This is a genomic window from Roseibium sediminis, from assembly GCF_008711325.1.
In the GTDB taxonomy this organism is placed as follows: domain Bacteria; phylum Pseudomonadota; class Alphaproteobacteria; order Rhizobiales; family Stappiaceae; genus Roseibium; species Roseibium sediminis.
Genome location: NZ_VXDB01000003.1, coordinates 188,042 through 213,729 on the forward strand (window position 1 = coordinate 188,042; position 25,688 = coordinate 213,729).

The 25,688-nt window shown below is 56.1% G+C and carries 29 protein-coding genes; 10 read left to right on the forward strand and 19 right to left on the reverse strand.

Annotated features, from left to right (window positions below):
* Positions 1–62: 62 nt before the first annotated feature.
* Positions 63–1,457, reverse strand: coding sequence for an argininosuccinate lyase (gene argH / locus F0155_RS04320; RefSeq protein ID WP_150523244.1), 1,395 nt, complete (start codon positions 1,455–1,457; stop codon positions 63–65).
* Between the two features lie 42 nt (positions 1,458–1,499).
* Here argH and tlpA point away from each other — a divergent pair, with 42 nt between their 5' ends.
* Entirely contained in the window at positions 1,500–2,165 is a 666-nt protein-coding gene (tlpA, locus tag F0155_RS04325) for a thiol:disulfide interchange protein TlpA (protein ID WP_150523245.1), read from the forward strand.
* Positions 2,166–2,265: 100 nt separating this feature from the next.
* Here tlpA and F0155_RS04330 read toward each other — a convergent pair whose 3' ends face one another.
* The gene (locus F0155_RS04330; protein WP_150523246.1) at positions 2,266–2,472 is read right to left on the reverse strand and encodes a hypothetical protein; all 207 of its coding nucleotides are present in this window, start codon (positions 2,470–2,472) and stop codon (positions 2,266–2,268) included.
* Positions 2,473–2,509: 37 nt separating this feature from the next.
* Positions 2,510–2,770 (reverse strand): hypothetical protein, encoded by a 261-nt coding sequence (locus F0155_RS04335; RefSeq protein WP_150523247.1) that lies wholly within the window; start codon positions 2,768–2,770, stop codon positions 2,510–2,512.
* A gap of 348 nt (positions 2,771–3,118) precedes the next feature.
* On the opposite strand from F0155_RS04335, the gene F0155_RS04340 reads away from it, so the two are divergent.
* The gene (locus tag F0155_RS04340) at positions 3,119–3,574 is read left to right on the forward strand and encodes a DUF3592 domain-containing protein (protein ID WP_161599754.1); all 456 of its coding nucleotides are present in this window, start codon (positions 3,119–3,121) and stop codon (positions 3,572–3,574) included.
* Positions 3,575–3,589: 15 nt separating this feature from the next.
* The gene (locus tag F0155_RS04345; RefSeq protein ID WP_150523249.1) at positions 3,590–4,189 is read left to right on the forward strand and encodes a DUF3592 domain-containing protein; all 600 of its coding nucleotides are present in this window, start codon (positions 3,590–3,592) and stop codon (positions 4,187–4,189) included.
* 3 nt (positions 4,190–4,192) lie between these two features.
* On the opposite strand, the gene F0155_RS04350 is transcribed toward F0155_RS04345, so the two are convergent.
* The 10 genes from F0155_RS04350 to F0155_RS04395 form a co-directional block, all read right to left on the reverse strand.
* Positions 4,193–4,396, reverse strand: coding sequence for a hypothetical protein (locus tag F0155_RS04350; RefSeq protein WP_150523250.1), 204 nt, complete (start codon positions 4,394–4,396; stop codon positions 4,193–4,195).
* Between the two features lie 62 nt (positions 4,397–4,458).
* Positions 4,459–5,943, reverse strand: a complete 1,485-nt coding sequence (locus F0155_RS04355) for an acetate--CoA ligase (RefSeq protein WP_150523251.1) — start codon at positions 5,941–5,943, stop codon at positions 4,459–4,461.
* 11 nt (positions 5,944–5,954) lie between these two features.
* Entirely contained in the window at positions 5,955–6,836 is an 882-nt protein-coding gene (locus tag F0155_RS04360; RefSeq protein ID WP_150523252.1) for a 3-hydroxybutyryl-CoA dehydrogenase, read from the reverse strand.
* 140 nt (positions 6,837–6,976) lie between these two features.
* Positions 6,977–7,909 carry an electron transfer flavoprotein subunit alpha/FixB family protein gene (locus tag F0155_RS04365; protein WP_150523253.1) on the reverse strand — a complete coding sequence of 311 codons (933 nt, stop codon included), beginning with the start codon at positions 7,907–7,909 and terminating at the stop codon, positions 6,977–6,979.
* A 24-nt stretch (positions 7,910–7,933) separates the two neighbouring features.
* Positions 7,934–8,683: an electron transfer flavoprotein subunit beta/FixA family protein gene (locus F0155_RS04370; RefSeq protein ID WP_150523254.1), complete on the reverse strand. Its 750-nt coding sequence runs from the start codon at positions 8,681–8,683 to the stop codon at positions 7,934–7,936.
* A 230-nt stretch (positions 8,684–8,913) separates the two neighbouring features.
* Positions 8,914–9,594, reverse strand: coding sequence for a rhomboid family intramembrane serine protease (locus F0155_RS04375; protein WP_150523255.1), 681 nt, complete (start codon positions 9,592–9,594; stop codon positions 8,914–8,916).
* A 38-nt stretch (positions 9,595–9,632) separates the two neighbouring features.
* The gene (locus tag F0155_RS04380; RefSeq protein ID WP_150523256.1) at positions 9,633–10,208 is read right to left on the reverse strand and encodes a cob(I)yrinic acid a,c-diamide adenosyltransferase; all 576 of its coding nucleotides are present in this window, start codon (positions 10,206–10,208) and stop codon (positions 9,633–9,635) included.
* Positions 10,209–10,242: 34 nt separating this feature from the next.
* On the reverse strand, positions 10,243–10,437 hold the full coding sequence (locus F0155_RS04385) for a twin transmembrane helix small protein (RefSeq protein WP_150523257.1): 195 nt from the start codon (positions 10,435–10,437) through the stop codon (positions 10,243–10,245).
* A gap of 64 nt (positions 10,438–10,501) precedes the next feature.
* Positions 10,502–11,374, reverse strand: a complete 873-nt coding sequence (locus tag F0155_RS04390) for an SDR family NAD(P)-dependent oxidoreductase (RefSeq protein ID WP_150523258.1) — start codon at positions 11,372–11,374, stop codon at positions 10,502–10,504.
* A 43-nt stretch (positions 11,375–11,417) separates the two neighbouring features.
* Entirely contained in the window at positions 11,418–12,656 is a 1,239-nt protein-coding gene (locus tag F0155_RS04395; protein ID WP_150523259.1) for a ubiquinone biosynthesis hydroxylase, read from the reverse strand.
* 130 nt (positions 12,657–12,786) lie between these two features.
* Here F0155_RS04395 and tesB point away from each other — a divergent pair, with 130 nt between their 5' ends.
* Positions 12,787–13,653 carry an acyl-CoA thioesterase II gene (gene tesB / locus F0155_RS04400; RefSeq protein WP_150523260.1) on the forward strand — a complete coding sequence of 289 codons (867 nt, stop codon included), beginning with the start codon at positions 12,787–12,789 and terminating at the stop codon, positions 13,651–13,653.
* Positions 13,654–13,681: 28 nt separating this feature from the next.
* Here the strand turns inward: tesB and F0155_RS04405 are convergent, their stop codons facing one another.
* The 3 genes from F0155_RS04405 to F0155_RS04415 all read right to left on the reverse strand — a co-directional run bounded on the left by F0155_RS04405 (position 13,682) and on the right by F0155_RS04415 (position 16,847).
* Complete coding sequence (locus F0155_RS04405) at positions 13,682–14,878, reverse strand: CobW family GTP-binding protein (RefSeq protein WP_150523261.1); 1,197 nt, start codon at positions 14,876–14,878, stop codon at positions 13,682–13,684.
* An 80-nt stretch (positions 14,879–14,958) separates the two neighbouring features.
* The gene (locus tag F0155_RS04410) at positions 14,959–15,240 is read right to left on the reverse strand and encodes a hypothetical protein (protein ID WP_150523262.1); all 282 of its coding nucleotides are present in this window, start codon (positions 15,238–15,240) and stop codon (positions 14,959–14,961) included.
* A 212-nt stretch (positions 15,241–15,452) separates the two neighbouring features.
* Positions 15,453–16,847: a D-alanyl-D-alanine carboxypeptidase family protein gene (locus F0155_RS04415; protein ID WP_208999123.1), complete on the reverse strand. Its 1,395-nt coding sequence runs from the start codon at positions 16,845–16,847 to the stop codon at positions 15,453–15,455.
* 178 nt (positions 16,848–17,025) lie between these two features.
* Here F0155_RS04415 and F0155_RS04420 point away from each other — a divergent pair, with 178 nt between their 5' ends.
* From F0155_RS04420 to acs, 6 genes are all read left to right on the forward strand, one after another.
* The gene (locus F0155_RS04420; RefSeq protein ID WP_150523264.1) at positions 17,026–17,229 is read left to right on the forward strand and encodes a hypothetical protein; all 204 of its coding nucleotides are present in this window, start codon (positions 17,026–17,028) and stop codon (positions 17,227–17,229) included.
* 72 nt (positions 17,230–17,301) lie between these two features.
* Positions 17,302–17,901 carry a glutathione S-transferase family protein gene (locus tag F0155_RS04425; RefSeq protein WP_150523265.1) on the forward strand — a complete coding sequence of 200 codons (600 nt, stop codon included), beginning with the start codon at positions 17,302–17,304 and terminating at the stop codon, positions 17,899–17,901.
* Positions 17,902–18,078: 177 nt separating this feature from the next.
* Positions 18,079–18,408, forward strand: coding sequence for a hypothetical protein (locus F0155_RS04430; protein WP_150523266.1), 330 nt, complete (start codon positions 18,079–18,081; stop codon positions 18,406–18,408).
* A gap of 256 nt (positions 18,409–18,664) precedes the next feature.
* Positions 18,665–18,985 (forward strand): hypothetical protein, encoded by a 321-nt coding sequence (locus tag F0155_RS04435; protein WP_150523267.1) that lies wholly within the window; start codon positions 18,665–18,667, stop codon positions 18,983–18,985.
* 176 nt (positions 18,986–19,161) lie between these two features.
* Positions 19,162–19,575 carry a DUF1761 domain-containing protein gene (locus F0155_RS04440; protein ID WP_150523268.1) on the forward strand — a complete coding sequence of 138 codons (414 nt, stop codon included), beginning with the start codon at positions 19,162–19,164 and terminating at the stop codon, positions 19,573–19,575.
* A gap of 184 nt (positions 19,576–19,759) precedes the next feature.
* Positions 19,760–21,697 carry an acetate--CoA ligase gene (gene acs / locus F0155_RS04445; RefSeq protein WP_150523269.1) on the forward strand — a complete coding sequence of 646 codons (1,938 nt, stop codon included), beginning with the start codon at positions 19,760–19,762 and terminating at the stop codon, positions 21,695–21,697.
* 85 nt (positions 21,698–21,782) lie between these two features.
* Here acs and F0155_RS23580 read toward each other — a convergent pair whose 3' ends face one another.
* The 3 genes from F0155_RS23580 to F0155_RS04460 all read right to left on the reverse strand — a co-directional run bounded on the left by F0155_RS23580 (position 21,783) and on the right by F0155_RS04460 (position 25,644).
* Complete coding sequence (locus F0155_RS23580; RefSeq protein ID WP_192913748.1) at positions 21,783–23,258, reverse strand: vWA domain-containing protein; 1,476 nt, start codon at positions 23,256–23,258, stop codon at positions 21,783–21,785.
* Between the two features lie 200 nt (positions 23,259–23,458).
* A complete protein-coding gene (locus F0155_RS04455) occupies positions 23,459–24,820 on the reverse strand; it encodes a pilus assembly protein (RefSeq protein WP_150523271.1) in 1,362 nt (453 codons plus the stop codon).
* Positions 24,821–25,086: 266 nt separating this feature from the next.
* Positions 25,087–25,644, reverse strand: a complete 558-nt coding sequence (locus F0155_RS04460; protein ID WP_150523272.1) for an HNH endonuclease — start codon at positions 25,642–25,644, stop codon at positions 25,087–25,089.
* Between the last annotated feature and the right edge of the window lie 44 nt (positions 25,645–25,688).

The following is a 25,688-nucleotide window of genomic DNA, read 5'->3' on the forward strand; positions in this document are numbered from 1 at the left end:
TTTTACCGGCACAACTCCTCGCATGGCTTGCCGAAATCGGCAAGCCCGCAAGGTGAAATCCGTCAAGCCTTTGAAGCCTTTTCCAGCTCCTTCAGCCACCGGCGCGCCTGCTTGCGCACATTGACCGGAGAGGTCCCGCCGTAGCTGGTCCGGCTGCGCACGGACTTGTCGACAGACAGCACGGTGAAGATATCCGGCGTGATCTTCGGTTCGACCGCCTGCATCTCTTCAAGGGTCACCTTATGAAGCTCAACGCCTTTTTCAACTGCAAGCCCAACAATCTTCCCGGTAACATGGTGTGCGTCGCGAAACGGCAGCCCCAGAACACGCACAAGCCAGTCGGCCAGATCGGTTGCGGTCGAATAACCGGACCCTGCCGCCTTTTTCATGGTCTTCGTGACCGGCTCCAGATCCTTGACCATGCCCGTCATGGCAGCAAGGGCAAGTGAGGTGCTCGCCAAGCCATCAAAGGCCTGTTCCTTGTCTTCCTGCATATCCTTGGAATAGGCAAGCGGCAGACCCTTCATCATGACGAGCAGGGCCTGAAGCGATCCGTAAATCCGGCCGGTCTTTGCCCGAACAAGCTCGGCTGCGTCCGGGTTCTTCTTTTGCGGCATGATGGAGGAGCCTGTCGAGAACTTATCCGACAGTTTCACGAAGCCGAATTGGGCCGAACACCAGACCACGATTTCCTCGGCAAGGCGCGACAGGTGCATCGCAATCAACGACGAGGCGGCGAGGGCCTCAATGACGAAGTCCCGGTCCGAAACCCCGTCGAGCGAATTTGCAGTCGGGCGATCAAACCCGAGAGCTTCGGCGGTCATCTTCCGGTCAATCGGGAAGGAGGTCCCGGCAAGGGCTGCCGAGCCGAGAGGACATTCGTTCATCCGCTTGCGTGCATCACGCACCCGGCCACGGTCACGCGCAAACATCTCCACATAGGCAAGCAGATGGTGGCCAAAGGTCACCGGCTGGGCAGATTGAAGATGCGTGAAGCCCGGCATGACATCGCCAGCATGCAGTTCGGCCTTCTCGGAAAGCGCCTGCATCAGATCGGTCAACTGCTCGTCGAGCGTATCCAGCGTGTCGCGCACCCAAAGGCGGAAGTCCGTCGCAACCTGATCATTCCGCGACCGGGCCGTATGCAGACGACCGGCAGCCGGACCGATCAATTCGGCAAGGCGGGCCTCGACATTCATGTGAATGTCTTCAAGCGCTCTTGAAAATGTGAAGGTACCGCCCTCAATCTCTGACAGGATCGTGTCTAGACCTTGAGCAATCTTGTCTGCATCGTCGGCAGTGACAATTTGTCGGGATGCCAGCATGCGGACATGGGCTTTCGAGCCTTCAATGTCTTGCTTATAAAGCTTGCGGTCGTAGTCGATGGAGGCATTGATTTCCTCCATGATGGCATCTGGTCCCTCGGCGAACCGGCCGCCCCACATACGATTGCTCATGCCCTGTCCCTTAACCTCTGCCCCTTGCGAGGACGAAATAGAATGACGAAGCCAACAGAAACCGGAACTGGCTCAAAGCGCAATCTGATCGTTGCAGGCCTTGCCGGTGCCATTGTCGCCGCTGCGGCGGTATACGTGATAGCTGCCCCCGGTGGCAATATCAGCAATGCGCAAAGCTGTACGGTTGAACTGGCGGCTGCAAAGGCAGCAAAGCCACATGCCAAGGGGGAGGTCGCCGCATTCATACCGGCACAAGCTCCACTTAAGCTCGATGATCTGCTTTTCAAGGGCAACGAGGATCAGGACATCGCGATGAGCAGCTTTGCCGGTCGGACGGTTCTGGTGAACCTTTGGGCGACATGGTGCGCCCCTTGCCGAAAGGAAATGCCTGCGCTGAACGACCTTCAGGTGGATATGGGCGGCGAGGATTTCGAGGTGGTGGCCATCAACCTGGACCGCGGCGGCCCGGCGAAGCCGAAGGCCTTCCTGCAAGAGGTCGGCGCGACGGATCTCACCTATTATCACGATTCCTCGAACGACATCCTCAAGACCCTGCGTGCAAAGGCACGAGCAACCGGGTTGCCAACCACCATACTGGTCGGCCCATCCGGCTGCGAGATCGGCACCATGTACGGTCCGGCGGAATGGGCTTCGGATGACGCCAAGGCGCTTATCCGCTCGGCGATGGACGCCGCCTCCGGCACATAAGAAAAGCCCTGCGAGCAAAGCTTGCAGGGCCTAAGTTTGGGAGGACTGAACCGTCAGGTTTCAGTGGCACTTTCGGGAGACGCACCCGAAAATTCGAAAATCAGACCGAAATATCGACAGCGCGTCCAAGTCCGGGAATATCCCGGACTTCCCGCCGCCGGCTTTCATCTGCATCCTGCGCACGTTCCAGCAGCGAGGCGACTTGCCGCTCCTGCGCGTTCTGGTCGCGAACGGCATTGGTGGCCAGTTCTGTCCGTGTGCTTGCCGCGCTATAAGCTGCAGACGTGCTGCTATCGATCGTTGACATGGCTTACTCTCCTTTGCCGCGTGCACCTGCTGATCGGTCAGACCGTTATGTCGACCCGCCGTCCCAGACCTTCACTTTGAAGGTTTCGTCGGGCGCGGTCCTGTAGCTGATCCGCCTGACGCGAGAGGCTCTCCGCCCTGCTGGTGCTGAAGTCGGCCTGACGGCCAACCGTTTCCGCAACACTTTCCTTGCGTTTCGCTCGGAATTGCTCTGCGCGATCCGACTGTGGCGCATTTCTTTCTCGCGCAGCCAGATCGGCGAACGTCAAACTTCTGTTTGAACTAACTGCTTCGGTCATGAGAAGCTCCAATTCTTGGATACTACTTGATCCAAGCTTCTCAGGGTAATCGTAAATAATTATGATGACGCAACGGATATTTGAAAGAATGGTGATTTACATACTATTCAAACGGAAACCAATTGAATAAAATTTTAGAATGTTTCCGCTTGAACATTGTTTCTCTTATCGTTTACACAATTGACGTGTTCAATTGCCAACTGCGTAAGCGGCACACCTTGAACGAGATCTGTCCAAAGGAATTGTTTTATGCCTTGGCGCCGCCGACAAAAAGTAACCGAACAAGCCGTGCGCCGAACTGTTGATGACCGGGGCAAACGCCCGCCGGGAGCACCTGCGGGGGTGCCCTTGCCCAGGTCCCATTTCATCCCCCGCCTCATCCTCTTTTTCGGAGGGGTGTTTGTTATCCTGTTCACGATCGGCATTCAGGATACCGAATCCGACGTCCTGAGCTGGCCTAGGGCAGAGGCGAATGTGCTCAAGTCCACGCTCGAGGAAATCCGGGAGGCAGACCGGCCGGATCTCTTTCGGCTGAAAGTCAGTTTCGACTACACGGTCAACAGCCAGACATACAAAAGCGACCAGCTATCGCCGTTCGGTTTTCAGGCAAATTCTCTTCTGGTGGCCACACAGGAGCTCGAAAAATACGCCCCCGGCACAGTTCATCAGGCCTACTTTAATCCTGAAGACCCGTCACAGGCCTATCTGACCGTTTATGGCAGCCGACTGTCCTACAACATCTTCATTGCCATCGGCATGGTCATGATCGGCCTTGCTGCCGCGGTTGGGTTGTTCAGGCGGTAAACAAACGAGATTGACTTGGCAACACACTGGCAAGTTTACGCAGCGATATTATTTGTCAAATCTCCGGTGATCGTTTTCATGCGTTTACAAAAGAGCTGGTCGGTTTCAACGCAAAATGGCGGTGACCCAAAGTTTGTTTTTCGTTTCGTTGGTACCATTTTCGCGATCTTGGGATCGATTTTTATATGTGTCGCCTGGTATCTCGATAGTGAAGCACAAATGGTGGCCAAATGGCCGAGACAAGAAGTCCTGATTGAAAGCGCGGAAGTTGTGCAATTTCGCGATTCAGAGAACGACATCATGTATCGACCGCATATCACTTTTTCTTATAATGCGAATGGCCAGAAGATATTGCGGGATACAGTTGGCAGATTCAGAAGCAGTTCTAGCAGCCTGTCCTGGGCGCAAGATATCGTCAATAAGTACCCACAGGGGTCAATGGCGTTAGCCTACGTAAATCCAGACGATCCGAAAGAGGCCTATCTCAATCCGACGCTGGCCAGCTTTTTGCTCTATTTGTTTTTTGGGCTGGGTGGCCTGTTCGCGAGTGTCGGCGCTCTGCTGGCGATATTTGCAGGTAGGATACCAGTCAAAACACAAGCCCCAAGTGCCTAGGACCTATGCCGTCACATCGACCTGTGTTCCCAATCCGGGAGGCGGGGAGGTCTGCGCAGCTTCAAGGCTCTGGGCGCCAGCTTCCAGCATGGCGACGAGATTGGCGTCCTGTTGGGCCGACTGTTTCAACATGGCCGTTTGCAGTGCCTGACCGGTCTGCGCCTGTTGAGTGGCAACATATGAATAGGCAAGGCTTTCAACGGACATCATTGGCTCCATGGAGATGTCTAAAGTTACCGCAAAAGCTCTAACGCCCTGTTAACACTTGGTCAGCTTGCGATCAGAGCCTTGCGCCTCAGTTTTCCGGACGCTGTTCGCGGCAAGGCATCGACGAAAACATATTCCTTTGGCCGCTTGTATTCGGCAAGGTGCTTTCCTGCAAACTCTGCCAGAAGCGTGGCATCGCGAAAGTCGGGCTTGTGCGGCACGACAAAGGCGGTGATCAGTGAGACGCCGTCGCGCACGGGGCGTGCCACGACAGCCACTTCCGCCACTGCGGGGTGAGAGACAATCACGCGTTCCACTTCTTCCGGCGCGACCCGATACCCGAAGGCATTCATGACGTCGTCAGTCCGTCCTTCGTACCAATAGTACCCGTCACCATCGCGCGTTGCGCGATCCCCGGTCAGGAACCAGTCGCCGAAAAAGGCCGATTGTGTCTCCTCGGGCCTGTTCCAATAGCCGAGCATCAGTCCCGGTTCACTGCGATGAACCGCAAGCAGCCCGATTTCCTCGTCTTCCGTGATCTCGGGCTCATCGGCCTCCTCGCGCAGGACCGCAATCTTGCGCCCCTCCTGCGGACGACCGGGGGAACCGGCGCGCGTTGGTGTCAAAGGTCCTGAGGAAATGTAGGTGGAGATCTCGCTCATGCCGAGGGCTTCATAGAGCGGACGCCCCGTGCGATCTTGCCATTGCACGTGGAGAAGTCCGGGAAGCGCTTCACCGGCTGTGAGGCCATGGCGAAGGGCCGGAAACGCGTCGCGATCCACCTTGCCGTATTTCAGCATGCGCCGGTAAAGGCTGGGCACTGCGGCAAACAGCGTGGCGCCGCTCTTTTCCAGAAGACCGGGCCATATTTCCGGGTCCCGTGGACCCGAATAGACGAGGCTTGTCGCCCCGTTGGCCCAGGGGTCCATCAGCCCGACGCCCATCGTGTAGGTCCAGTTGAAGGCACCCGCATGAAGCAGGCGATCTTCCGGACCAATACCGTACCAGCCTTGATACATGGGCGCGCGAGCGGCGGCAGCCCGCTGAGCATGCAGCACGCCCTTTGGAGTTCCGCTGGTTCCAGACGTGTAGATCAGGAAAGCAGGGTCATCCGCCGCAGTCTCGGCAAAATCACCCGGAACAGTCGCCTTGAGCGCTGCAAGATCGTCCGGCCCCAAAAGCCTTGCTTGCGCCTGTGGCAGAGCCGTCTTGCCATCATGCAGCACAAGAACTGCGCCTGAATCTGCCAGCACCTGATCTGCCTCCGGGGAGGTCAGCATGTCGGATGTGGGGACCGGCACGAACCCGCCTGCAATGGCCCCGAAGAACATCAGGGGAAAGTCGCTGGAATGACCAAGCCGCAACAGCACGCGGTCGCCGCGCGCAAGACCTTGGGCCGTCAACCCGGCAGCTATGCTGAGAATGGTGCGGCGCAGATCCCCGTAGGACCAGCGCTCCAGTAATATGCCATCGGGCCCGATGACCTCAAGAGCCGTCCGCTCGGGCGCGGGCGATGCGTTCTCAAGGCAATACCGGGCCAGATTCATAGGCGCGCCGATCAGCGGGTCGGAACGGGAATTTCACCCCGGTAATCATAGAACCCGCGATGTGTCTTGCGGCCAAGCCAGCCAGCCTCGACATACTTCACCAGAAGTGGGCATGGACGATACTTGGTGTCGGCCAGCCCTTCATAGAGCACCTGCATGATCGACAGGCAGGTATCGAGGCCAATGAAATCCGCCAGCTGTAGCGGTCCCATCGGGTGATTTGCACCCAGCTTCATGGCCTTGTCGATGGATTCCACCGAGCCGACGCCCTCATAGAGGGTGTAGATCGCCTCGTTGATCATCGGCAAAAGGATGCGGTTGACCATGAAGGCCGGGAAATCTTCGGCAACAGCAATCTGCTTGCCCAAACGATCCACGAAGGTGCGGGATGCCTCGAATGTCTCGTCTTCCGTTGCAATGCCGCGGACCAGCTCGACAAGCTCCATGATCGGCACCGGATTCATGAAGTGAATGCCGATGAACCGCTCCGGGCGATCCGTCGTCGCGGCAAGGCGCGTGATGGAGATTGAGGAGGTGTTGGTTGCCAGAATGGCTTCCGGTTTCAGGATAGGGCAGAGCTGCGAAAAGATCTTGCGCTTCACCTGCTCGTTTTCAACGGCAGATTCGATCACCAGATCCATATCAACCAGAAGATCAAGATCCTGGGCAGGCTTGATGCGATCAAGAGCAGCGGTGCGCTCGTCTTCCGTGATCAGGCCCTTTTGTACCTGCCGCGCCATGTTGCCATTGATCGACGCCAAACCGGATTCAATCCGGTCAAGGGACAAGTCGCTCAGCCCCACCTCATAGCCAGCCAGCGAGCAGACATGAGCAATCCCGCTGCCCATCTGCCCTGACCCGATAACGCCGACCTTCTTGATCTCGACAACCATTTTCTCATCCGATCCTGGAGTGGCGGCCCCTACGACCACCATCGTCGTGCTATTTTTGGCAAGTCTTTGCCATCACGACAAGAACCTGCCGGCGAAAACATGCTCCGCCGACAGGAATTTTTGGAATAACTTCAAGCTTCTTATTCGACAGCTGCCTTCAATTCCGGCAGAACGTCGAACAGATCAGCCACAAGACCGTAGTCCGCCACCTGGAAAATCGGCGCTTCCTCGTCCTTGTTGATCGCAACGATGATCTTGGAGTCCTTCATGCCTGCAAGGTGCTGGATCGCACCGGAAATGCCGCAGGCAATGTAAAGATCCGGAGCCACGACCTTGCCGGTCTGGCCGACCTGCCAGTCGTTCGGGGCATACCCCGCATCGACGGCAGCGCGCGACGCGCCAACGGCTGCGCCGAGGGCATCGGCAACCGGCATGATGACTTCCTGGAACTTCTCTTCCGAACCAAGCGCACGGCCACCAGACACGATGATCTTGGCAGACGCCAGTTCCGGACGATCCGACTTGGACAGTTCCTCGCCGACAAACGACGAGAGATCCGAGCCACTGCCTGCAGAAATGTCTTCAATAGCGGCAGCACCGCCGTCACCAGCGGATGCAAAGCTTGCAGTCCGTACGGTGATCACCTTTTTTGCATCCAAAGACTTCACGGTCTGGATGGCATTGCCCGCATAGATCGGGCGCTCAAAAGTTTCACCGTCAATGACTGCGGTCACGTCGGAAACCTGCATCACATCGAGCAGGGCGGCAACGCGCGGCAGCGTGTTCTTGCCATTGGCAGTTGCCGCGGCAACAACCGCGCCGTAGTTGGCAGCCAGTTCGACGATCAGAGCTGCCGTCGGTTCGGCAAGTTGATGCTCAAGCGCATCGCTTTCAGCAACAAGCACCTTGGAAACGCCCTGAAGCTTGGCAGCCTGTTCGGCGACACCCTTCACGCCTTTGCCGGCGACGAGCACATGGACTTCGGCTCCAAGAGCGGAAGCAGCAGAAAGGGCCTTTGCCGTGGCGTCGTTAAGAGCGCCGTTAGCGTGTTCAGCCACAAGAAGTGTTGTCATGGTCTGTCCTCCTGTGACGGGTCCTTAAAGGACGCCGGCCTCGTTCTTGAGTTTGTCGACGAGCTCGGCAACCGAACCAACCTTCACGCCAGCCTGACGTGCCGGCGGCTCCTCGGTCTTCAGAACGGTGAGGCGCGGAGCGATGTCGACACCAAAGTCTGCCGGTGTCTTTTCGTCGATCGGCTTCTTCTTCGCCTTCATGATGTTCGGCAGGGACGCAAAGCGCGGCTCATTGAGGCGCAGGTCCGTCGTCACGATGGCCGGAAGCTTCAGCTTGATCGTCTGCAGGCCGCCATCAACTTCGCGGGTCACATCAACAGTGCCATCCCCGAGGTCAACCTTGGAAGCGAATGTGCCCTGTGCCCATCCCAGCAGCGCAGCCAGCATCTGGCCGGTCTGATTGCAGTCGTCGTCGATTGCCTGCTTGCCGACAATGACAAGGCCCGGTTCTTCGGCTTCGACAATGCTCTTCAGGATCTTGGCAACGGCCAGCGGCTCAACGGTTTCGTCGGTTTCCACCAGAATGCCACGGTCGGCGCCCATGGCCAGACCCGTCCGCAGGGTCTCGGTCGCCTTCTTCGGCCCGATCGAGACAACAACCACTTCGGTGGCCTTGCCTGCTTCCTTCAGTCGCAGGGCCTCTTCAACGGAAATCTCGTCGAACGGGTTCATGGACATCTTCACGTTGGCGAGGTCAACGCCGGACCCGTCCGCCTTCACACGAACCTTTACGTTATAGTCAATTACCCGCTTCACGGGCACGAGGATCTTCATTACGTCTCAACCTTTCGCTGGTCGGGCGGGCCTACCGCACCGCATCATTTGACCAAAACCCAACAGGAACAACCTGTTATAAATGGCGGTTTTCAGCCAAATATGGCGCTTGCCGCAGGACGGTAATCACCCTTTCCGCATGTGTCAATGATCGCCTAAGGGAAGGTCTTCATTTTCTTGATGCCGCGAAGGGGGCCATTGGTCCAAGGGATCAGCCCGGTAGTCCGGCATCAGTCAAACAGAGGAACGCCCCGGCGGCGCATGAAGACAACCAGCAAACAGCCGGCCAGAATTCCCCCAATATGTGCCGACCAGGCGATCTGGCTTTCTGGCCCGAAAGCGGCACTGAAAACCTGATAACCGACCCAGAAGCCAAGAACCACAACTGCGGGCAGGGGAACCGGGAATTTGCCCAGCGCCAGCACCCACACCATCACCTTGGGATGCAGCATGAGATATCCGGCGATCACCCCGGCAACAGCGCCGGAAGCGCCAACCAGCGGCACATCGGAGCCGAAGTTCGAAAAAGTGTAGGCAAGTCCGCCTGCGGTGGCGCACAGAATATAGAAGAGAAAATAGCGAACATGCCCGAGAGCATCCTCGATATTGTCGCCGAACACCCACAGAAACAGCATGTTGCCGCCCAGATGCCAGATATCACCATGCAGAAAAGCATAGGTAAAGATCGAGGCGTAGTCCGGCAATACCTGCAGCTCCGCAGGCAGTTCCTTCATTTCCAGAAAGACACTTGGCACCAGTCCATGCGAATAGGCAGACGCGGTTGCCGCGTCACCAAATCCAAGATGCTGCAACAACACAAAGACGATGACATTCGTCAGGATGAGACCGTAGTTTACATACGGTCTTTTGACATGTTCCAGGCCATTGTGATCGTGTATCGGGACAAACATGAACTACGGGACAATTGCGGTTGGGAAAACCGCCTTCCCTAGCGGTTCTTACCAGGAACCCATAGCACGTCCTTCTCGCCCTTCGCATTCAGAAATCGGGAAAGAACGAAAAACAGATCGGAGAGGCGGTTCATGTAACGCACCGCGGCCGGGTTGATCCTTTCGCGCGAAGACAGATCCACCATCAACCGTTCGGCACGGCGGGACACGGTTCTGGCAAGATGCAGATGGGCCGAGGCCGCGCTGCCGCCCGGCAGAACAAAAGACCGCAAGGGCTTGATGTCGGCGTTGAACGTGTCGATTGCCTCTTCAAGCGCGGTTACCTGTTGGTCGGTGATCCGCAGCGGCTCGTAACCAAGATCTTCATCCGTCTCCGGCGTCGCCAGATCGGCGCCAAGATCGAAGAGGTCATTCTGGACACGGTTGAGGACGGCATCGACATCCAAAAACTCTTCAGCCGTATGAAGCCGCACAAGCCCGACAACCGAGTTTGTCTCGTCGACGGTGCCATAGGCCTCGATACGCAGATCATGCTTGGGTCTGCGCTCACCCGAACCGAGCGCTGTTGTCCCGTCGTCGCCGGTCTTCGTATAGATCTTATTCAAAACGACCATGTTGCCCCCGTCCTGGTCTCGAAACTATCGGTTCTTACCGTCCGCCAAAGAAGTAGAGCCCGGTCATCACCAGGACAACCACCAGAAACTGCAAACCGACGCGCCAGCGCATCAGGGTCTGGGACCGGTTGGCCGAGCCTCCCCGCATCATGTTCCAGATGCCCATCAACAGCACCAGAACCACTGCGGCCATGCCAACGGGAATAAGGACATCAATGATTTCAGCCATAACACTTCCTGATTTCTTCAAGACGGCGAACCGTCGACGTCAGATGGCACTCACCTGAACAAATCTACTCTTCCGAATTCGTCACCCGGATGCAGAACCGATCCAGCAAAGGAGTCGGCAGCACCGTTACTGCCACGGCCATGATCCAGGTCGGAACAGTGACAAAATATCGCGCCCTCGGTCTGCGGGCTTCTACCGCATGGATCAACTGCTTGACCACCGATGATGCAGGCAGCTTGAAACGGCCCGGCTCTCCGCCTTCCATTCTTATGCGCCGTTTCTCATACGTCATACGATGCACCGAGCGCATCAGACCTTCCGGTCCGATCCATTTGTTGAATTGGGCAAGGGCATTTGCAGTAAAGCGGGTCTCGATGGGGCCGGGTTCAATGAGGCTGACATGGATGCCAGACCCTTTGAGCTCCTGGCGCAGAGTGTCGGAATAGGCTTCCAGAGCAAATTTGGAAGCCGAGTAAGCGCCTCGATATTTCAGGGCCACAAATCCGAGAACCGACGAGCATTGGACGATGCGTCCGCCGCCATTTGCACGCATACCCGGAATGACACGGGCCGTCAGATCGTGCCAACCAATAAAATTGGCCTCAAACAGCTGTCGCATGGCAGCCACCGGCAGATCTTCGAGCGCTCCGGGCACCGCATAGGCCCCATTGTTGAAAAGCGCATCGAGTCGCCCTTCACACAGGTCCATCACGGCATCGAACGCACTGGCAATGCTGTCCGGCTCTTCATAATCCAGCCGAAAAGCCTCAAAACCGAGAGCCCGAAGCATGTCGACATCTTCCTCACGGCGAGCTGTCGGAAAGACCCTCCAGTTGCGTCCCCGCAAAAGCCGGGCCGCCTCCAGACCTATTCCTGAGGAGCAACCCGTGATCAGGATCGTGCGGTGCCGATTGGCCGCAAGCTCAGCATCTGGCATCGCTCACCCCATCCTTGACCCCAGTTGATGCACGAACTTGCATTCAGATGGCCTCACCCAAAAGCAACTTCGGAGTTGGACCCGCAAGGCCGGCAGCCTCAGAAATGAACCGCGACTTGAGGGACGGCATCCGGTCCACAAGCCCGAGGCCGAAATCCCGGATCGCACGGACCACCGAAAGGTCGTTGGAGAACAAGCGATTCAGAACATCGGTCACGACACCCATCTGGAACGTGTCGAACCGGCGCCATCTCTCGTACCGCTCCAGCACATCAAGTGTTCCGATATCCTGACCCAAGCGGCGAGCCTCCACCAAAACCTCCGCCAGAGCAGCGACATCCTTGAAACCAAGATTGAGTCCCTGTCCGGCGATAGGGTGAATGCCGTGAGCGGCATCACCCACCAGTGCAAACCGGTTTCGCACGAAATCCCGGGCAAGGCGGAGCCCCAGAGGATAGGCATTGCGCGCACCATCCAGCTCCACCTTGCCAAGGTGATGACCGAACCTGCGCTCCAGCTCGATTTCAAAAGTGAATTCGTCGCCTTCTGCCAGTCGGCGGGCATCGGCGGTCCGTTCCGTCCATACAAGCGAAGAGCGGTTTCCGGTCAAGGGCAGGATGGCGAAGGGACCAGCGGGCAGAAAATGCTCTTCGGCCCTGCCATTATGGGGACGCTCGTGGCGAACAGTCGTCACGATTCCGGCCTGCCCGTAATCCCAGTGAAGGGTCTTGATCCCGGAAAGATCGCGCAAACGGGAACGCACGCCATCAGCCGCGACCAGCAGTCTGGCAGTTACATCCCTGCCGCTTGCCAGCGTGATTGACACCTCTTCCGCAGAATTGCTGAAAGACGCAGCCGTGTCAGGGGCGAGAAATTCAACGCCCAGCGCCGACGCCTTGCGGTAAAGCGCGGGAAGCATGACCCCGTTGGGCACCATATGTGCGAAGGGTTCCCCATCCGTGACCTGGCCGTCAAAGGTCAGGAAAACGGGTCGGACGGTATCCCGCAGACTGCTGTCCGTCACGATCATTTCGTTGATCGGCTGGGCACTCGGCAGGATTTCTTCCCAGATCCCGAGCTGATCCAACATGCGGCTGGCAGCGGCAGCTATAGCCGACGCACGCGGGTCCTTGTCGAGGGCAGCCATGGGTTTGGGGTCAATAACCGCGACCTCCATTCCCGGATCTGCCGACTTCAACGCAAGAGCAAGCGACAGCCCCACATAGCCGCCGCCAGCTATGGCAACATCGAACGCAGCGTTCGTCTGTATCGGTTTTGTCATCTCTCAACTCCTGAGCCCAAGCCCTTTTGATCGACACTTGACTTTAACGTCAACTCCCGTCCAAGACTGCAGCACAAACCAAATCAGTCATGCAGACTGCCTCAGTGCCTATTTAGCAGGGATTGCACGGATGACCACAGCCATCGATACACTTCTGGACATACTGGATCTGGAAAGGCTGGAAGAAAACCTGTTTCGAGGCCGCAGCCCGCAAGTCGGCTGGCAGAGGGTGTTTGGCGGGCAGGTAATCGGGCAGGCGCTCGTTGCAGCCTCGCGCACGGTGGTCGAAGATCGCCATGTTCACTCGCTTCACGGATATTTCCTGCGTCCGGGCGATCCATCGGTTCCCATCATCTATGAAGTGGATCGCATTCGCGATGGCGGCAGTTTCACCACGCGCCGGGTCATTGCCATCCAGCACGGACAGGCGATCTTCTCCATGTCCGCATCCTTTCAGGTCCGCGAAGAAGGGCTCGAACACCAGATCGAGATGCCGGATGTCCCCAAACCTGATGACCTGCCTTCAGAAGCCGATCTGAAGGAAAAGCTGATATCCATAGCCCCGGAAAACGTTCGCAAATACTGGGAGCGCGAGCGGCCTATCGAATTGCGGCCCGTCGACCTCACCCACTATTTCAGTAACAAGAAGCTGCCGCCGCAGCAATATGTCTGGGTAAAGGCGACAGGAGCCTTGCCGGAAGACGAACGCATCCACCAGTGCGTGCTTGCCTACGCCTCCGACATGACGTTGCTCGATACATCCCTGTTCCCGCATGGAACGTCCGTTTTCAGCCCGAAAATCCAGGCAGCCAGCCTCGATCATTCCATGTGGTTTCACAGACCCTTTCGCGCCGACGAATGGCTGCTTTATGCCACGGACAGCACGCTCTCCGGCGGATCGCGCGGCCTGAATCGGGGCATGCTCTTCACCGAGGATGGCAAACTCGTCGCCTCAACCGCCCAGGAAGGCCTCATCCGCCTTCGCAAAAAGCCGTAAGACTGACCAGCTATCGTCAGGACGATCTTTACTTCGGTCCGGTGAACCCGGAAATGGCAAGGGGGTTGTCGGTCATCGCCTGCGCGTCAGGAAGGTCGGTCTGAAGGGTGTTTGTAAACGAGTCGAAAAGCCGGCGCACAAAGCCTTCGGGCAGATCGTGGGTGATGAACACCATCCGTGTCCGCCGATCCCCATCCGGCCAACCCTCCAGGGTCACCGGCGGATGAAAGACATGCTGCACGCCGTGAATGACCACTGGCCGAGACGGATCTTCTGCAATCTGCACAATCGCTTTCATGCGCAACAGGCGGGGTCCGTGGGCCGAGCGCAGGAGGTCGAGAAACATCTCCAGGCCCGAGGCCGGGATCGCTCTGTCCGTTGAAAGGGTGAAGGCCCTGATCTTGTCATCATGGCGATTGACGTCATGATGATGATCGTGATGGTGGCTATGGCCGGGCCCATGGTTGTGTGAACCGTTATCATGATTGTGATGGTGCCCGGCATGGCTATCATAAGCATCAGCATTCAGCCACTTGGCAACATCCGGGATCTTTGTTGCCGGATCATACAAACCGGCATCGAACAATCGATCCACCGTCGCATCGCCCCGTTGCGAAAAGAGCCGCGTGGCAGCTGGATTCAATTTTTCGAGTCGGGCAAGAAGCGGGACGAGATCGGCGTCTTCGTTTTCCAGAAGATCGGTCTTTGTCATCACAAGGCGATCGGCAACGGCTGCCTGACGGCGTGCTTCCTCGTGCGTGTCGAGCGTATCAAGACCATTGACCCCATCGACCAGAGTCACAACACTCTCAAGCCGATACCTCAGCATGAGATAAGGATGGAGCATGACCGTGTGCAGGATCGGGGCGGGGTCCGCAAGGCCCGTTGTCTCGATGACAACTCGGGCAAGCTTGTCCAGACGACCATTGTCCAGACGACGCAGGAGATCTTCGAGCGTGGTGACAAGATCGCCGCGAATGGTGCAGCAAAGGCAGCCGGACGAGAGTTCCAGAACACCATCGCTCGCCTGATCAACGAGCAGATGATCAAGGCCGACATCGCCGAACTCGTTGATGATGACCGCAGTATCGGCCACCTGGGGGTCCTTGAGGATCCGGTTCAACAATGTGGTCTTGCCCGAGCCCAGGAACCCGGTGATGACGGAGAGCGGAATTGGCGGCTTTGGGCCGCTCGGCTTGTCGACCGCTGGGCTGGGGGAGGTCATCTGGTGCTTCCAATGCTGAAACCGTTCATTTCAGCATTCACCTAAGACCTGTCGGATATAAAATCCAGCGCCGGAAGGCCTCACGCCGAAACGGGAGCGACCTCGATGGCCTCTTCTTCTTCCGAAACATCCTCGTCCGCATCAACGATTTCATCGTTGTTGCTGATGACGATCGGTTCAAACCCGCTTGACGTTTCTGCTTCTTCCGGTTCGAAATCGACCGTCTCGCGAACCGCGATTGCAGCCCGTCTGAGCAATGCAATTACGTTCTCGACAGAATGGCCTCTTTCGAGCTGGTCGGCAGAAAATTCTGCAAGGTCAGCCAAGGCTACAATTGTAGCGGTAGATTTCGGTTCACGCATATCGCAGCTCTTCTGGCAGCAGGTATTGAATTGGTTCCGGTAAGGAGCGGTATTCAACATTCTTTGAATATCACCCTGATTGTCGAACCGAACACAATGTTTTTCCGTAAATGCATTCTTAATTTTAACAGTTAAAATTGATTTAACGGTGCAAAACAACCTGAGATTCACCCAAAACGGGTACTATTCGCCATTGCACGTATTGACATGCATCATTTTGGACTTGGAGCGGGAATCGGTATAGCGAATCCCTTGTCCTTTCGGAACAGCGATCCATAGGCGGGAGAAACCGTTTCTGGCTGATTTCCTGATGTTTCCGAAGGTGTCGCAACTACATTTTGCACCGGCGCTGCCCCCGCCAATCTCGGCTTGGCAGTCGGAAGCGGAACATTGGCAACCGGAACGCTCTCAGGAACCACGGATGAAGATGCAGCAGCAACAGCAGCCGCGGCAGCAGAGACACCGGTCACGACCTGAACGGGCTGATAGGCCAGCTTCTGTGTACCAATCGTTCGGTCCAGGACGGCCTCCCAATCCGTCTTGCCATTCGGCAGGGTGATGGAATCTTCGTCAGCTGCCGACTCCCCGGAAGTCCCGGCACCCGGTCGCAGAACGCCTCCCGGATCCTTAGTGGGAGCAAATGCCATGAAGAAGCTTTTCTTCTCCGACTTCATGTCAAAGCGGGCCATGATCGTATCGACATCAGGCTTCTTGTTTCGTTTGCAATATCCGTCCGCCGGCGGAGGCCCGCCACGACCGGCCAATGACTGTACCTTTGTGCCGCTGCGGCCCTTCTTGAACCCCTTGTCCATAAGCTCGCGGGTAAAGGCGATGCGCTCAAGCCCCGATCCCGCGCCCAGAATGACGGCGATTAGCGTGCGCCCGCCGCGGGTCGCCGTTGCCGCGACATTGTATCCGGAATTGCAGATATATCCCGTTTTCATGCCGTTGGCGCCGGGAACACGCAGGAGATATTCCCTGTTGGCAGAGCGCATGGATTTCTTGCCGAACTGGATACCCGGATGGCGATAGAAAGAACGGGCTTCGGGAAAATCCCGCCAGAATGCCTGTGCTAGGATCGCGAGATCCCGGGCACTCGTCACCTGGCTGTTATCCGGCAGACCATGAGGATTAGAAAAACGCGTCCCTGTCATCCCCAGTCGTTGTGCTTCCGCATTCATCATCTGGATGAACGCCTCCTCGGACCCGCCGACCGCTTCGCCGAGGGCCACCGCAATATCATTGGCAGACTTGACCAGTATGATTTTGAGGGCGTTTTCGACGGTCAGCTGCGTTCCGACCTTAAAGCCCATTTTACTGGGTGGTTCGGACAGGGAGTTCTTGGATTGCACAACAGCGGAACTGAGCGAAATTCGCTCCTGCCGAATGGCCTTGAAGGTCACATAGGCTGTCATGATTTTGGTCAGCGACGCGGGATACCACTGGCGGGTCGCATCACTTTGATCCAGAACAGCCCCGGAATCGGCGTCAATCAGGATATATGCGCCAATATCGGCCCGTGCGGAAATTGGCAGCAAAAACAGAAACAGGGCAATAATCAGGGGCAGGCCAAAACGAGCCTGAGAAAATACTCGAAAACTGGTCACGCTTTTTTCCTCATCGGAACAAATGCAATTACACATCAGACTTTCTGAGTTCCTGTTTATCAGACCTGTCGGATTTTATGCAAAACCTACCACATCACTTTTGCGAATTCCGTCTGGTCAAACCCGATCCGTTCGCTAAGATCGCCAAAACCACCGGCATTTCACATCGGCGAAAATGATGATCCGCTTGCCCCTGCTCACGATTTCAGCCTGCACGCTCTCTGGTGTTGCGCTGGCACATCCAGCCTTGCGTGATCATCCGCACCCACACACCGATGCTGCCAGTTACTTCACGATCGAAACGCTTTTGATCTTCCTGCTGGGGCTGTGTATCGGCGGCCTGGTCGCCCTGCTGCGCAGGCGCAAGGAAACAGAGGAATAAGGCAATGGCATGACAGGGCAGTGGCCCCAATGCCGAGGCGCACCTGTTTACATCAAGGATACGGGGTCAGGAATGTACAAGATTGTCGGTTTTCCAAGGACACGGGCCATGCGGGTGATCTGGATGCTGGAGGAACTGGGGGAAGCCTATGAGCTTGATCCGGCCCTTCCACACTCCGATACGGTCAAGGCTTTGAACCCGGCTGGTACGGTGCCGCTGCTGGTGGACGGGGATCTCGTCGTCAGTGAATCAATTGCCATGTGCACTTACCTCGCGGACAAGCACGGAAAGCTTACGTTCCCGGCCGGGACGCCCCAGCGGGCTATTCAGGACAGCTTCACCTTTTTTGCAGCAGACGTGCTCGAAGGGGCGTTGTGGACAGCAGCCAAGAACACCTTCATCCATCCTGAAGATATCCGTGTTCCGGCGATCAAGGATGTCTGCCGATATGAATTTCAAAAGGGTCTGACAATACTGGAACAACGGCTGGGTGAAGGACCTTACGTGATGGGCGAGACCTTCACTCTGGCTGACATCATCATCGGCCATTGCGGCGGCTGGGCGGTGACGGCCAAATTCGATCTTCCACGTTCAGGCCCGATCTACGACTATTTCAAACGGCTTCGTCAAAGACCCGCCTACAAGGCCATGATGGAAAAGGTTGCCGGATAAACGGCAGCCGAAAATTTTCGCGGGTCTAGATTTCCTCTTTCACGCATCGATCACACAGCGGTGAAGAGGGGAGCTGTTGCTCTCGCGGTCAGTTGATTTGATCGTGTTCGCGCCAATTCCCAGATCAGTTTTACCAGAGGGGCATCCTCCCTGGAGCAACAGAGAAAGGAATGGAACATGACTATCAAGAGCGTGTTGAAGGTTGTTGGTGTTGGCTTTGCCCTTGCGACTCTCGGAGCAACGGCTCAGGCGGCAGGCCTCAAGAACATCGGTACGGACCGGGGCGGGGTCGTTGCCGATCTCACCGGAACGGGTATTCCCGCGCCCAAAGCCGCCAAATTTGATCCGCATGCCCGCAGCTCAAGCATCTATGCAGATCAGGGCAGCCAGTGGCATACGCTGATCGGATTGACGCAGAAGGCACCGTCCAAAGTGCACATCAACACGGCACAGGACAGCTATCGGAACTCAGGCACCGATCGCGGTGGTGTCATTCGACTTCGATAAGCGGGCCTGAAATGGATTATCGTTATGACAGGGGCCTTCGGGCCCCTTTTCATTTCCTACCCTACGTTATTTTTAAGTACAAATAGAATATTTTCAATAAACGATGCCTATAGAAACCATAAGCAAGAATATCATTTATCAATTCATAGATATGAGTAATCAATAAATTATCATTTGTGCCTAGGACGATGGCTGTATATCGCTCGAAATGCAAGTTCCAGGTACGGAACATAAAGTAAGTGAACAGGGTATCCTAATGTCTTCTATCAAAAAAATCGTAGTTGCAGGCTTGGCAACTGTTGCATTCGCTGCTTCCGCTGCAGCTCAGACCTCCACCAACATCGGCACAGACCGTGGTGGCGTTATCATCCAGCATGGCGACGTAGCTTCCAATCCGAAGATCATCATGGACAACGATTGCATCGTGAACGCAGGCACCGACCGCGGTGGCCGCATCACGATCAAGCCGGGCTGCGAAGTCAGCGTTCGTCCGGCAGGCTCCACAGCCGCTGGTGACTCCAACTATGAAAACAAGGGCACCGACCGCGGTGGCGTTGTGCGTCAGAAGTCCAACTAAGCCTTCTGACACTTTGAACACGGCTTCCATAGCCAAATCAAACCCGCCAGAATTGGCGGGTTTGTTTTTTTCATGAACAATATTTCGAAGACCCGGTTCGGCAATGCAATCGGTCATGGCACCTGCTAGGTTGCAGTCCTTGAGACCAGCTTGATTGCAAATCAGGACCACCTGCCATGATGTTCGACGGAATAAACCTTCTTGGAGCACTAGCCGGAGCAATCGTCGCATTCATATTCGGCGCCCTTTGGTACTCCGTGTTAGGCAAGGCTTGGAAACGGGCTGCTGGCCTGACGAGTGACCCGAAACCGTCGCCACTGGTCATGATTCTCACCTTCTTCTGCCAATTCATCATGGCGTTCGTCTTTGCAGGCGTCATCTATCACACCGGCGGCACATCCATCCGCTCCGGTCTCATATCCGCAGCCCTCATCTGGGTAGGCATCGTCCTGACAACACAAATCGTCAATCACAGGTTTCAGGGGAAACCGTGGAGCCTGACCCTGATCGACAGCGGTCACTGGCTTGGCGTCCTGATCATTCAGGGCCTGGTGATCGGTGCGGTCGGCAGCTGGCCAACAACACCGTAAATCAAACACTTGGAGCGGGTTTTCTACGACCAACGGCTACGACTACGAAAGTACGATTAACGCCTTGTGGACGGTGAGACACCTCCTGAGCATAATGGCGCCGACAATCTGGGGGGCTTTCGGTTGTCTTTGCGAACGCGGGATATCTCGCCCAAGTCTCTTTCAGTCTGGGAGGTTTTCATAAATGTCAGACAATATTTTCCCGGTCCCGGCGGACATCGCTGCCAGCGCGCACGTGGACAACGCCAAGTATCTTGAAATGTACAAGCAGTCCGTCGAGAACCCGGAAGCCTTCTGGGGCGAACACGGCAAGCGCGTGGACTGGATCAAGCCGTTCACAAAGGTGAAGAATACCTCCTACGACTACCACAACGTGGACATCAAGTGGTTCGAGGACGGCACGCTCAACGTTTCCGCCAACTGCGTTGACCGCCATCTGGAAACAAGAGGCGACCAGCCGGCAATCATCTGGGAAGGTGACGATCCTTCCGAGCACAAGGTCATCACCTACAAGCAGCTTCATCACGAGGTGAACGTCTTCGCCAACGTGCTGCATTCGCAGGGTGTGAAGAAGGGTGACCGCGTCACCATCTACCTGCCGATGATCCCGGAAGCGGCCTATGCCATGCTCGCCTGCGCCCGCATCGGCGCGGTTCACTCCATCGTTTTTGGGGGCTTTTCTCCGGACAGCCTTGCCCAGCGCATCGAAGGCTGCACCAGCAAGTGCGTGATCACCGCCGATGAAGGTTTGCGTGGCGGGCGCAAGGTTCCGCTGAAGGCAAATGTCGACAAGGCCGTTCAAAAGTCTCCGGTCGATACCGTCATCGTCGTCAAGCGCACCGGCGGCGATATCGCCATGACCGAAGGCCGTGACGTTTGGTACCACGAAGAAGCAGACCGGGTTTCCGACCACTGCGCACCGGTTGAGATGAACGCGGAAGACCCGCTGTTCATCCTCTACACGTCCGGCTCCACCGGCCAGCCGAAAGGCGTGCTGCATACAACCGGCGGCTACCTCGTCTACGCCTCCATGACCCATCAGTATGTCTTCGACTACAAGGATGGCGACGTCTACTGGTGTACAGCTGATGTGGGCTGGGTGACCGGTCACAGCTACATCGTCTATGGCCCGCTGGCGAATGGCGCGACCACGCTTATGTTCGAGGGTGTGCCGACCTATCCGAGCCCGGCTCGTTTCTGGGAAGTGTGCGACAAGCACAAGGTCAACATCTTCTACACGGCTCCGACCGCGATCCGCGCCCTGATGGGTGCTGGCGATGATCACGTCACCAAGAACTCGCTGGACTCCCTGCGCCTGCTTGGGTCCGTGGGCGAACCGATCAACCCGGAAGCCTGGAACTGGTACCACACTATCGTCGGCAAGGGCCGCTGCCCGATCGTCGACACCTGGTGGCAGACAGAAACCGGCGGCATCCTGATTACGCCGCTGCCGGGCGCAACTGCCCTCAAGCCGGGTTCGGCCACACGGCCGTTCTTCGGTGTTCAGCCTGCGATCGTGGATGCCGAAGGCCAAATCCTTGACGGAGCGACCGAAGGCAATCTGGTGATCACGGACAGCTGGCCGGGACAGATGCGCACGGTTTATGGCGACCATGAGCGTTTCGTCCAGACCTACTTCTCGACCTACAAAGGCTACTACTTCACCGGTGACGGATGTCGCCGCGATGCAGACGGCTACTACTGGATCACGGGCCGGGTCGACGACGTGATCAACGTCTCCGGTCACCGCATGGGCACCGCGGAAATCGAAAGCGCTCTGGTTGCCCACAACAAGGTTTCCGAAGCCGCTGTCGTTGGCTACCCGCACGACATCAAGGGGCAGGGCATTTACGCCTATGTCACCCTGATGGAAGGCGAAGAGCCGACAGATGCCCTGAAGAAGGAACTGGTGACCCATGTTCGCTCTGAAATTGGCCCGATCGCCTCTCCGGACCTGATCCAGTTTGCACCTGGTCTTCCAAAGACGCGCTCCGGCAAGATCATGCGCCGTATCCTGCGCAAGATCGCCGAAGACAGCTTCGACAATCTCGGTGACACGTCCACCCTGGCTGATCCGGCCGTTGTTGACGATCTGATCGACAACCGTCAGAACCGGTCGTGATACAGTCAGTCAAATGAATTGGAAAAGGCGCGGCATTGGCCGCGCCTTTTTCGTTTCTCAGCAATTTTCAGCAGATCCCCACCGCCTACCTTGCCAGATAAACAGAGAGGTTGTTCCGCGCAATCGAGCCGAACGCCGCCTTGAGATCATTGCTGTCCTTGGCAAGATAGAATTTGGCGGAGTCACTGGCACAGGACTTCATGAGGTCCTTACCAAACTCCGAACCGGTTGTTCTGAAATAGACCGTATAGACCACCACGCCGCTGTTCTTCATGGCGGTGCAAAGTTCGAGCGCCTCCTGTGCCGGCGCGCTGTTCAGGTTCGCGTTCGGAAGATATTCCTCAATCTGGAATGAAGATCCTCGACATGTGCGAGCTCGACCATTTTTTGCTTTCAGATCACCGCGACCATCATCGTCGTCATCCCAGTCATCATCATCTCGGTCGTCGTCGCCCTCGTCCAGATCATCATCATCGTCATCTGGCCTGAGAGACGCGCTGCCATGATCGGAATCCTCTCCATCCGTATCATGTTCAGGTGGGCATCCAGCCTGAAACCTTTCTGTGTAGTGAACATTGAAATCGCCGTCGGTCATGATAACCGCCGCCTTTCGTGTGCGTGATGATCTCTCCCGGTCAGGATCGCTTTCACGCGGCCACAATGAATGCCAGCTCCAGGACAAGGTGCTCCAGCCCCATGCGATACCAGCTTGCCCTGCCGTGCCACCCTGCGGTTCCAGCGAAGAAATCGCTGCCTGAAGGCGTTCGCTGTCGCTTGTCAGGGGAACCAGTTCTGTTTGCGGACAATTGCTGCGATGGGGATACCAGGAAGTGTCCGATCCGGTGGTGACAACAAAGTAATCCATGGCACCGGGTGCCACGAATACGCTGGATCTCTCGCCCCCCATATTGCCAATTGCCTTCGCCGCAGCAGTGCGGGCGAAGCGCGTAGCAACACAGTTGTTTTCATCCGCATGCCCGTTTGTCACCCGCTTCGCATAAGGCCCCAGATTGACCCCTTGTGAGTAGGGAACCAGCGAGACCCGGGTCCTGTTCTGTGACCGCCGTTCTCCTTCTGGCAAGAGCGTTTCTACGAGCTTACTGCTTGCTTCACGCAGGCCATCAATATCTGCCTCCATTGATCCCGTGACATCCAATACCAAGGCCAGTTCAAGATTGGAGGACGAAAAGGAAACCTGCGTCTGAACGCCGATCGCAAGTTCCTTCGGCCCAATCCCTCCCATCCCGATGAACTGCGTTGGAACGGCAAGAACAGTAGTCACATCGAGAACGCCATGGTCCCAATCGACAACATAATCGAGATTTCGGATTGCTTCGAATTCGATCTGGCGTTTCTCTAGATTTGCAGAGAAGGCCTTGGTCAGTTCGGTAGAGATTTCCTTTTCGCTCATTCTGGCAACTGAAAGCCGGTTGGCCAGCTTCAAAGCAGCGCCGTCAAGCGCGTTGCCCGCCTTCGCCTTTTGCCCGAGGGCAGTGGCTAGATCAGCTCCGGACCCTGCTACAACGACAACAAGGAGGACGGCGAAAGAAAAAATCGGCAAAACCGAAGCAGAGACATCCGACAGAAATATCCTGCTGGCTTGGAGTATTTTTGAATTCATCATAGCTGTCACCCATTAGGGTTTCAGCTATAATCCAAACAATGAAATCAAAATGTAAGTAAAAATCTACTACTTTGCCAATATTAGTACATTATTTCGAGAAAGTAAATTCATAATATTAAGAACAATGAGAAGAAACACTATCTCGCAAGGTAAATGGACTGAACTGATCTGGCAATTCTTTCAAAGGTAGAAATGAGGTCCTGAGCCGAACTTGCAGTGAAATAGGTTGCTTCAGTGGTTGCACAATCCTGCATAACCCTTGCCCCGGCAGAAGAAGGTCTGTTTCCGAAATAGACCGTGTAAACTATAATATTTTTCGCCTTCATCGCATCGCACGTGCTTCGTGCACGGGATGAGGATGCTCCCCAATAGCCACTGCTGCCTCTTGGATACCAGTATTGCGCCGTTCCACGCTGGCAAGGTTCGGTGACATAACCATCATCGGCGCGATCTTCACAATCATCTTCATCCAGCCAGACGCGGTCGTAGTGGCGGTTGAAATCACCATCCGTCATGATGATCGCAAATTTCAGGTTTTTCTTGTTCGAATAGGGTTCAGGATCGCTCTCTGCCGGCCACAAATTGCTCCAGTTTGGCGAAAGTGTGTACCAGCCCCATGCGATGCCGGTCTGGCCAGCGGTGTAGCCCGTTGCCGACAGGCGCGAAATGGCGGATTCCAGCTTGGCCCTGTCAGAGGTGAGGGGAATGAGTTTGGAGTCTGAAGAGCATTGGTTAGACCCGGCACCAAAGAAAGTGTGGTGGTTACGATCGGGGTCGTAGTCATACCGAACGTCTGTAAATTTCTGGGCACCGTCACGCTCTGTCACACAATTGCGGGAGCCTGCGCCACCATCGGTGACAGCATTCGCGAATTGGCCGGCATTGACGCCTTCGCTGTAGGGAACAAGCGATATGCGGACTTTTGCCTCTTCGCCTTCAGCCTCCTCAGGCAACAGGATGCGGACCAGACCTCTGGATGCGGTCTTCAACGTATCCATGTCGTATCGCATAGATCCCGTCACATCGACGATAAGGGAAAGTTCCACATCGAAGCTCGAATAACTGACCTGAGTGGCGGCCTGAACCTTCAGAACCTTAGGGCCGATGCCTCCAAGACCCAAAAAATTCATTGGAACGTCAATGCTCGACCAAACGTCGAGCAAACCTGCTGTAGGGTCGATTGTATGGTCCAAACTCGCAATGGATCGTTCTTCAAGACCAAGCGCACTCAAATTTGCCAGAAAAGTCTCCTGGAGCGCCTGCTCAATCTGGGCATCTGTCATGACAGATTTCGACAGCTTCGTTGCAACTGTCAACGCAGCCGCATCCACCGCATTGGCGACCTTTTGCCGATAACCAAGTGCCTTTGTGTAGTCGGCCCCGGCCCCTGCCACGACTATAAGGATCAGCAGGACCCCGGCAAACAAAGGCAGGATAGAGCCGCGCTCGCACGCCTTAAGCTTTTGAAAGTGCGCCGAAAAGGGATTACCGCAGAACATACCAGGCTCCATCTGAAGTCACTGGCTAGCTAGCACGCAATTCCTCTCCTAGTTGTTAATTTGAACACTTACACTTTTTATTTGCCGCTGCGGAAGAAATGCAAGGACCCGCAGGTCAAATCGGCCATGATAATCAAGAAGCTGAATCCGCAACGTCAGTTAGACCAAGTGCATCTTCATAAACTGTTCACTAAAATCGCAGGTTTGCCGGGGCACGAACACAGCTGCCACTTGCAGTCGAAATGCTCGTTCTCGCAAAGCTCTGTTTACGGCTCCAGTTCCGTATCCCAGTAGAGAAAGTCGAGCCAACTGTCATGCAGGTAGTTCGGTGGGAATGCCCGTCCATTGTTGTGGAGGTCCTGAATGGTCGGCTGGAAAGGCATATGCATAGGCCACATGTTTATCTGAGAGCAGGATTTGTTGGCCTTGCGCAAATTGCATGGGGAGCAGGCGGTAATGACGTTCTGCCAAGTTGTTTGGCCGCCCTTTGAACGTGGCACGAGATGATCAAAGGTCAATTCGTCTCTGGAACCACAGTACTGGCACTGAAATTTGTCACGCAGGAAAACGTTGAAACGGGTAAATGCGGGATAACGGCTTGGTTTTACGTAAGTTTTTAAAGAAACAACACTCGGCAATCGAAATTCGAAGCTCGGACTTCGAACAGCGGTGTCATATTCAGAGACTATGTTGACCCTGTCCAGAAACACCGCCTTGACCGTGTCCTGCCAGGACCAGAGTGACAAGGGATAGTAACTCAGGGGTCGATAGTCTGCATTCAGGACCAAAGCGGGATGAGCTCCCGACGTAACTGCAACCGTCACCGTCCACTCCTCACGTCAGTTCCGGAGAGGCAAACGGTCTTCAC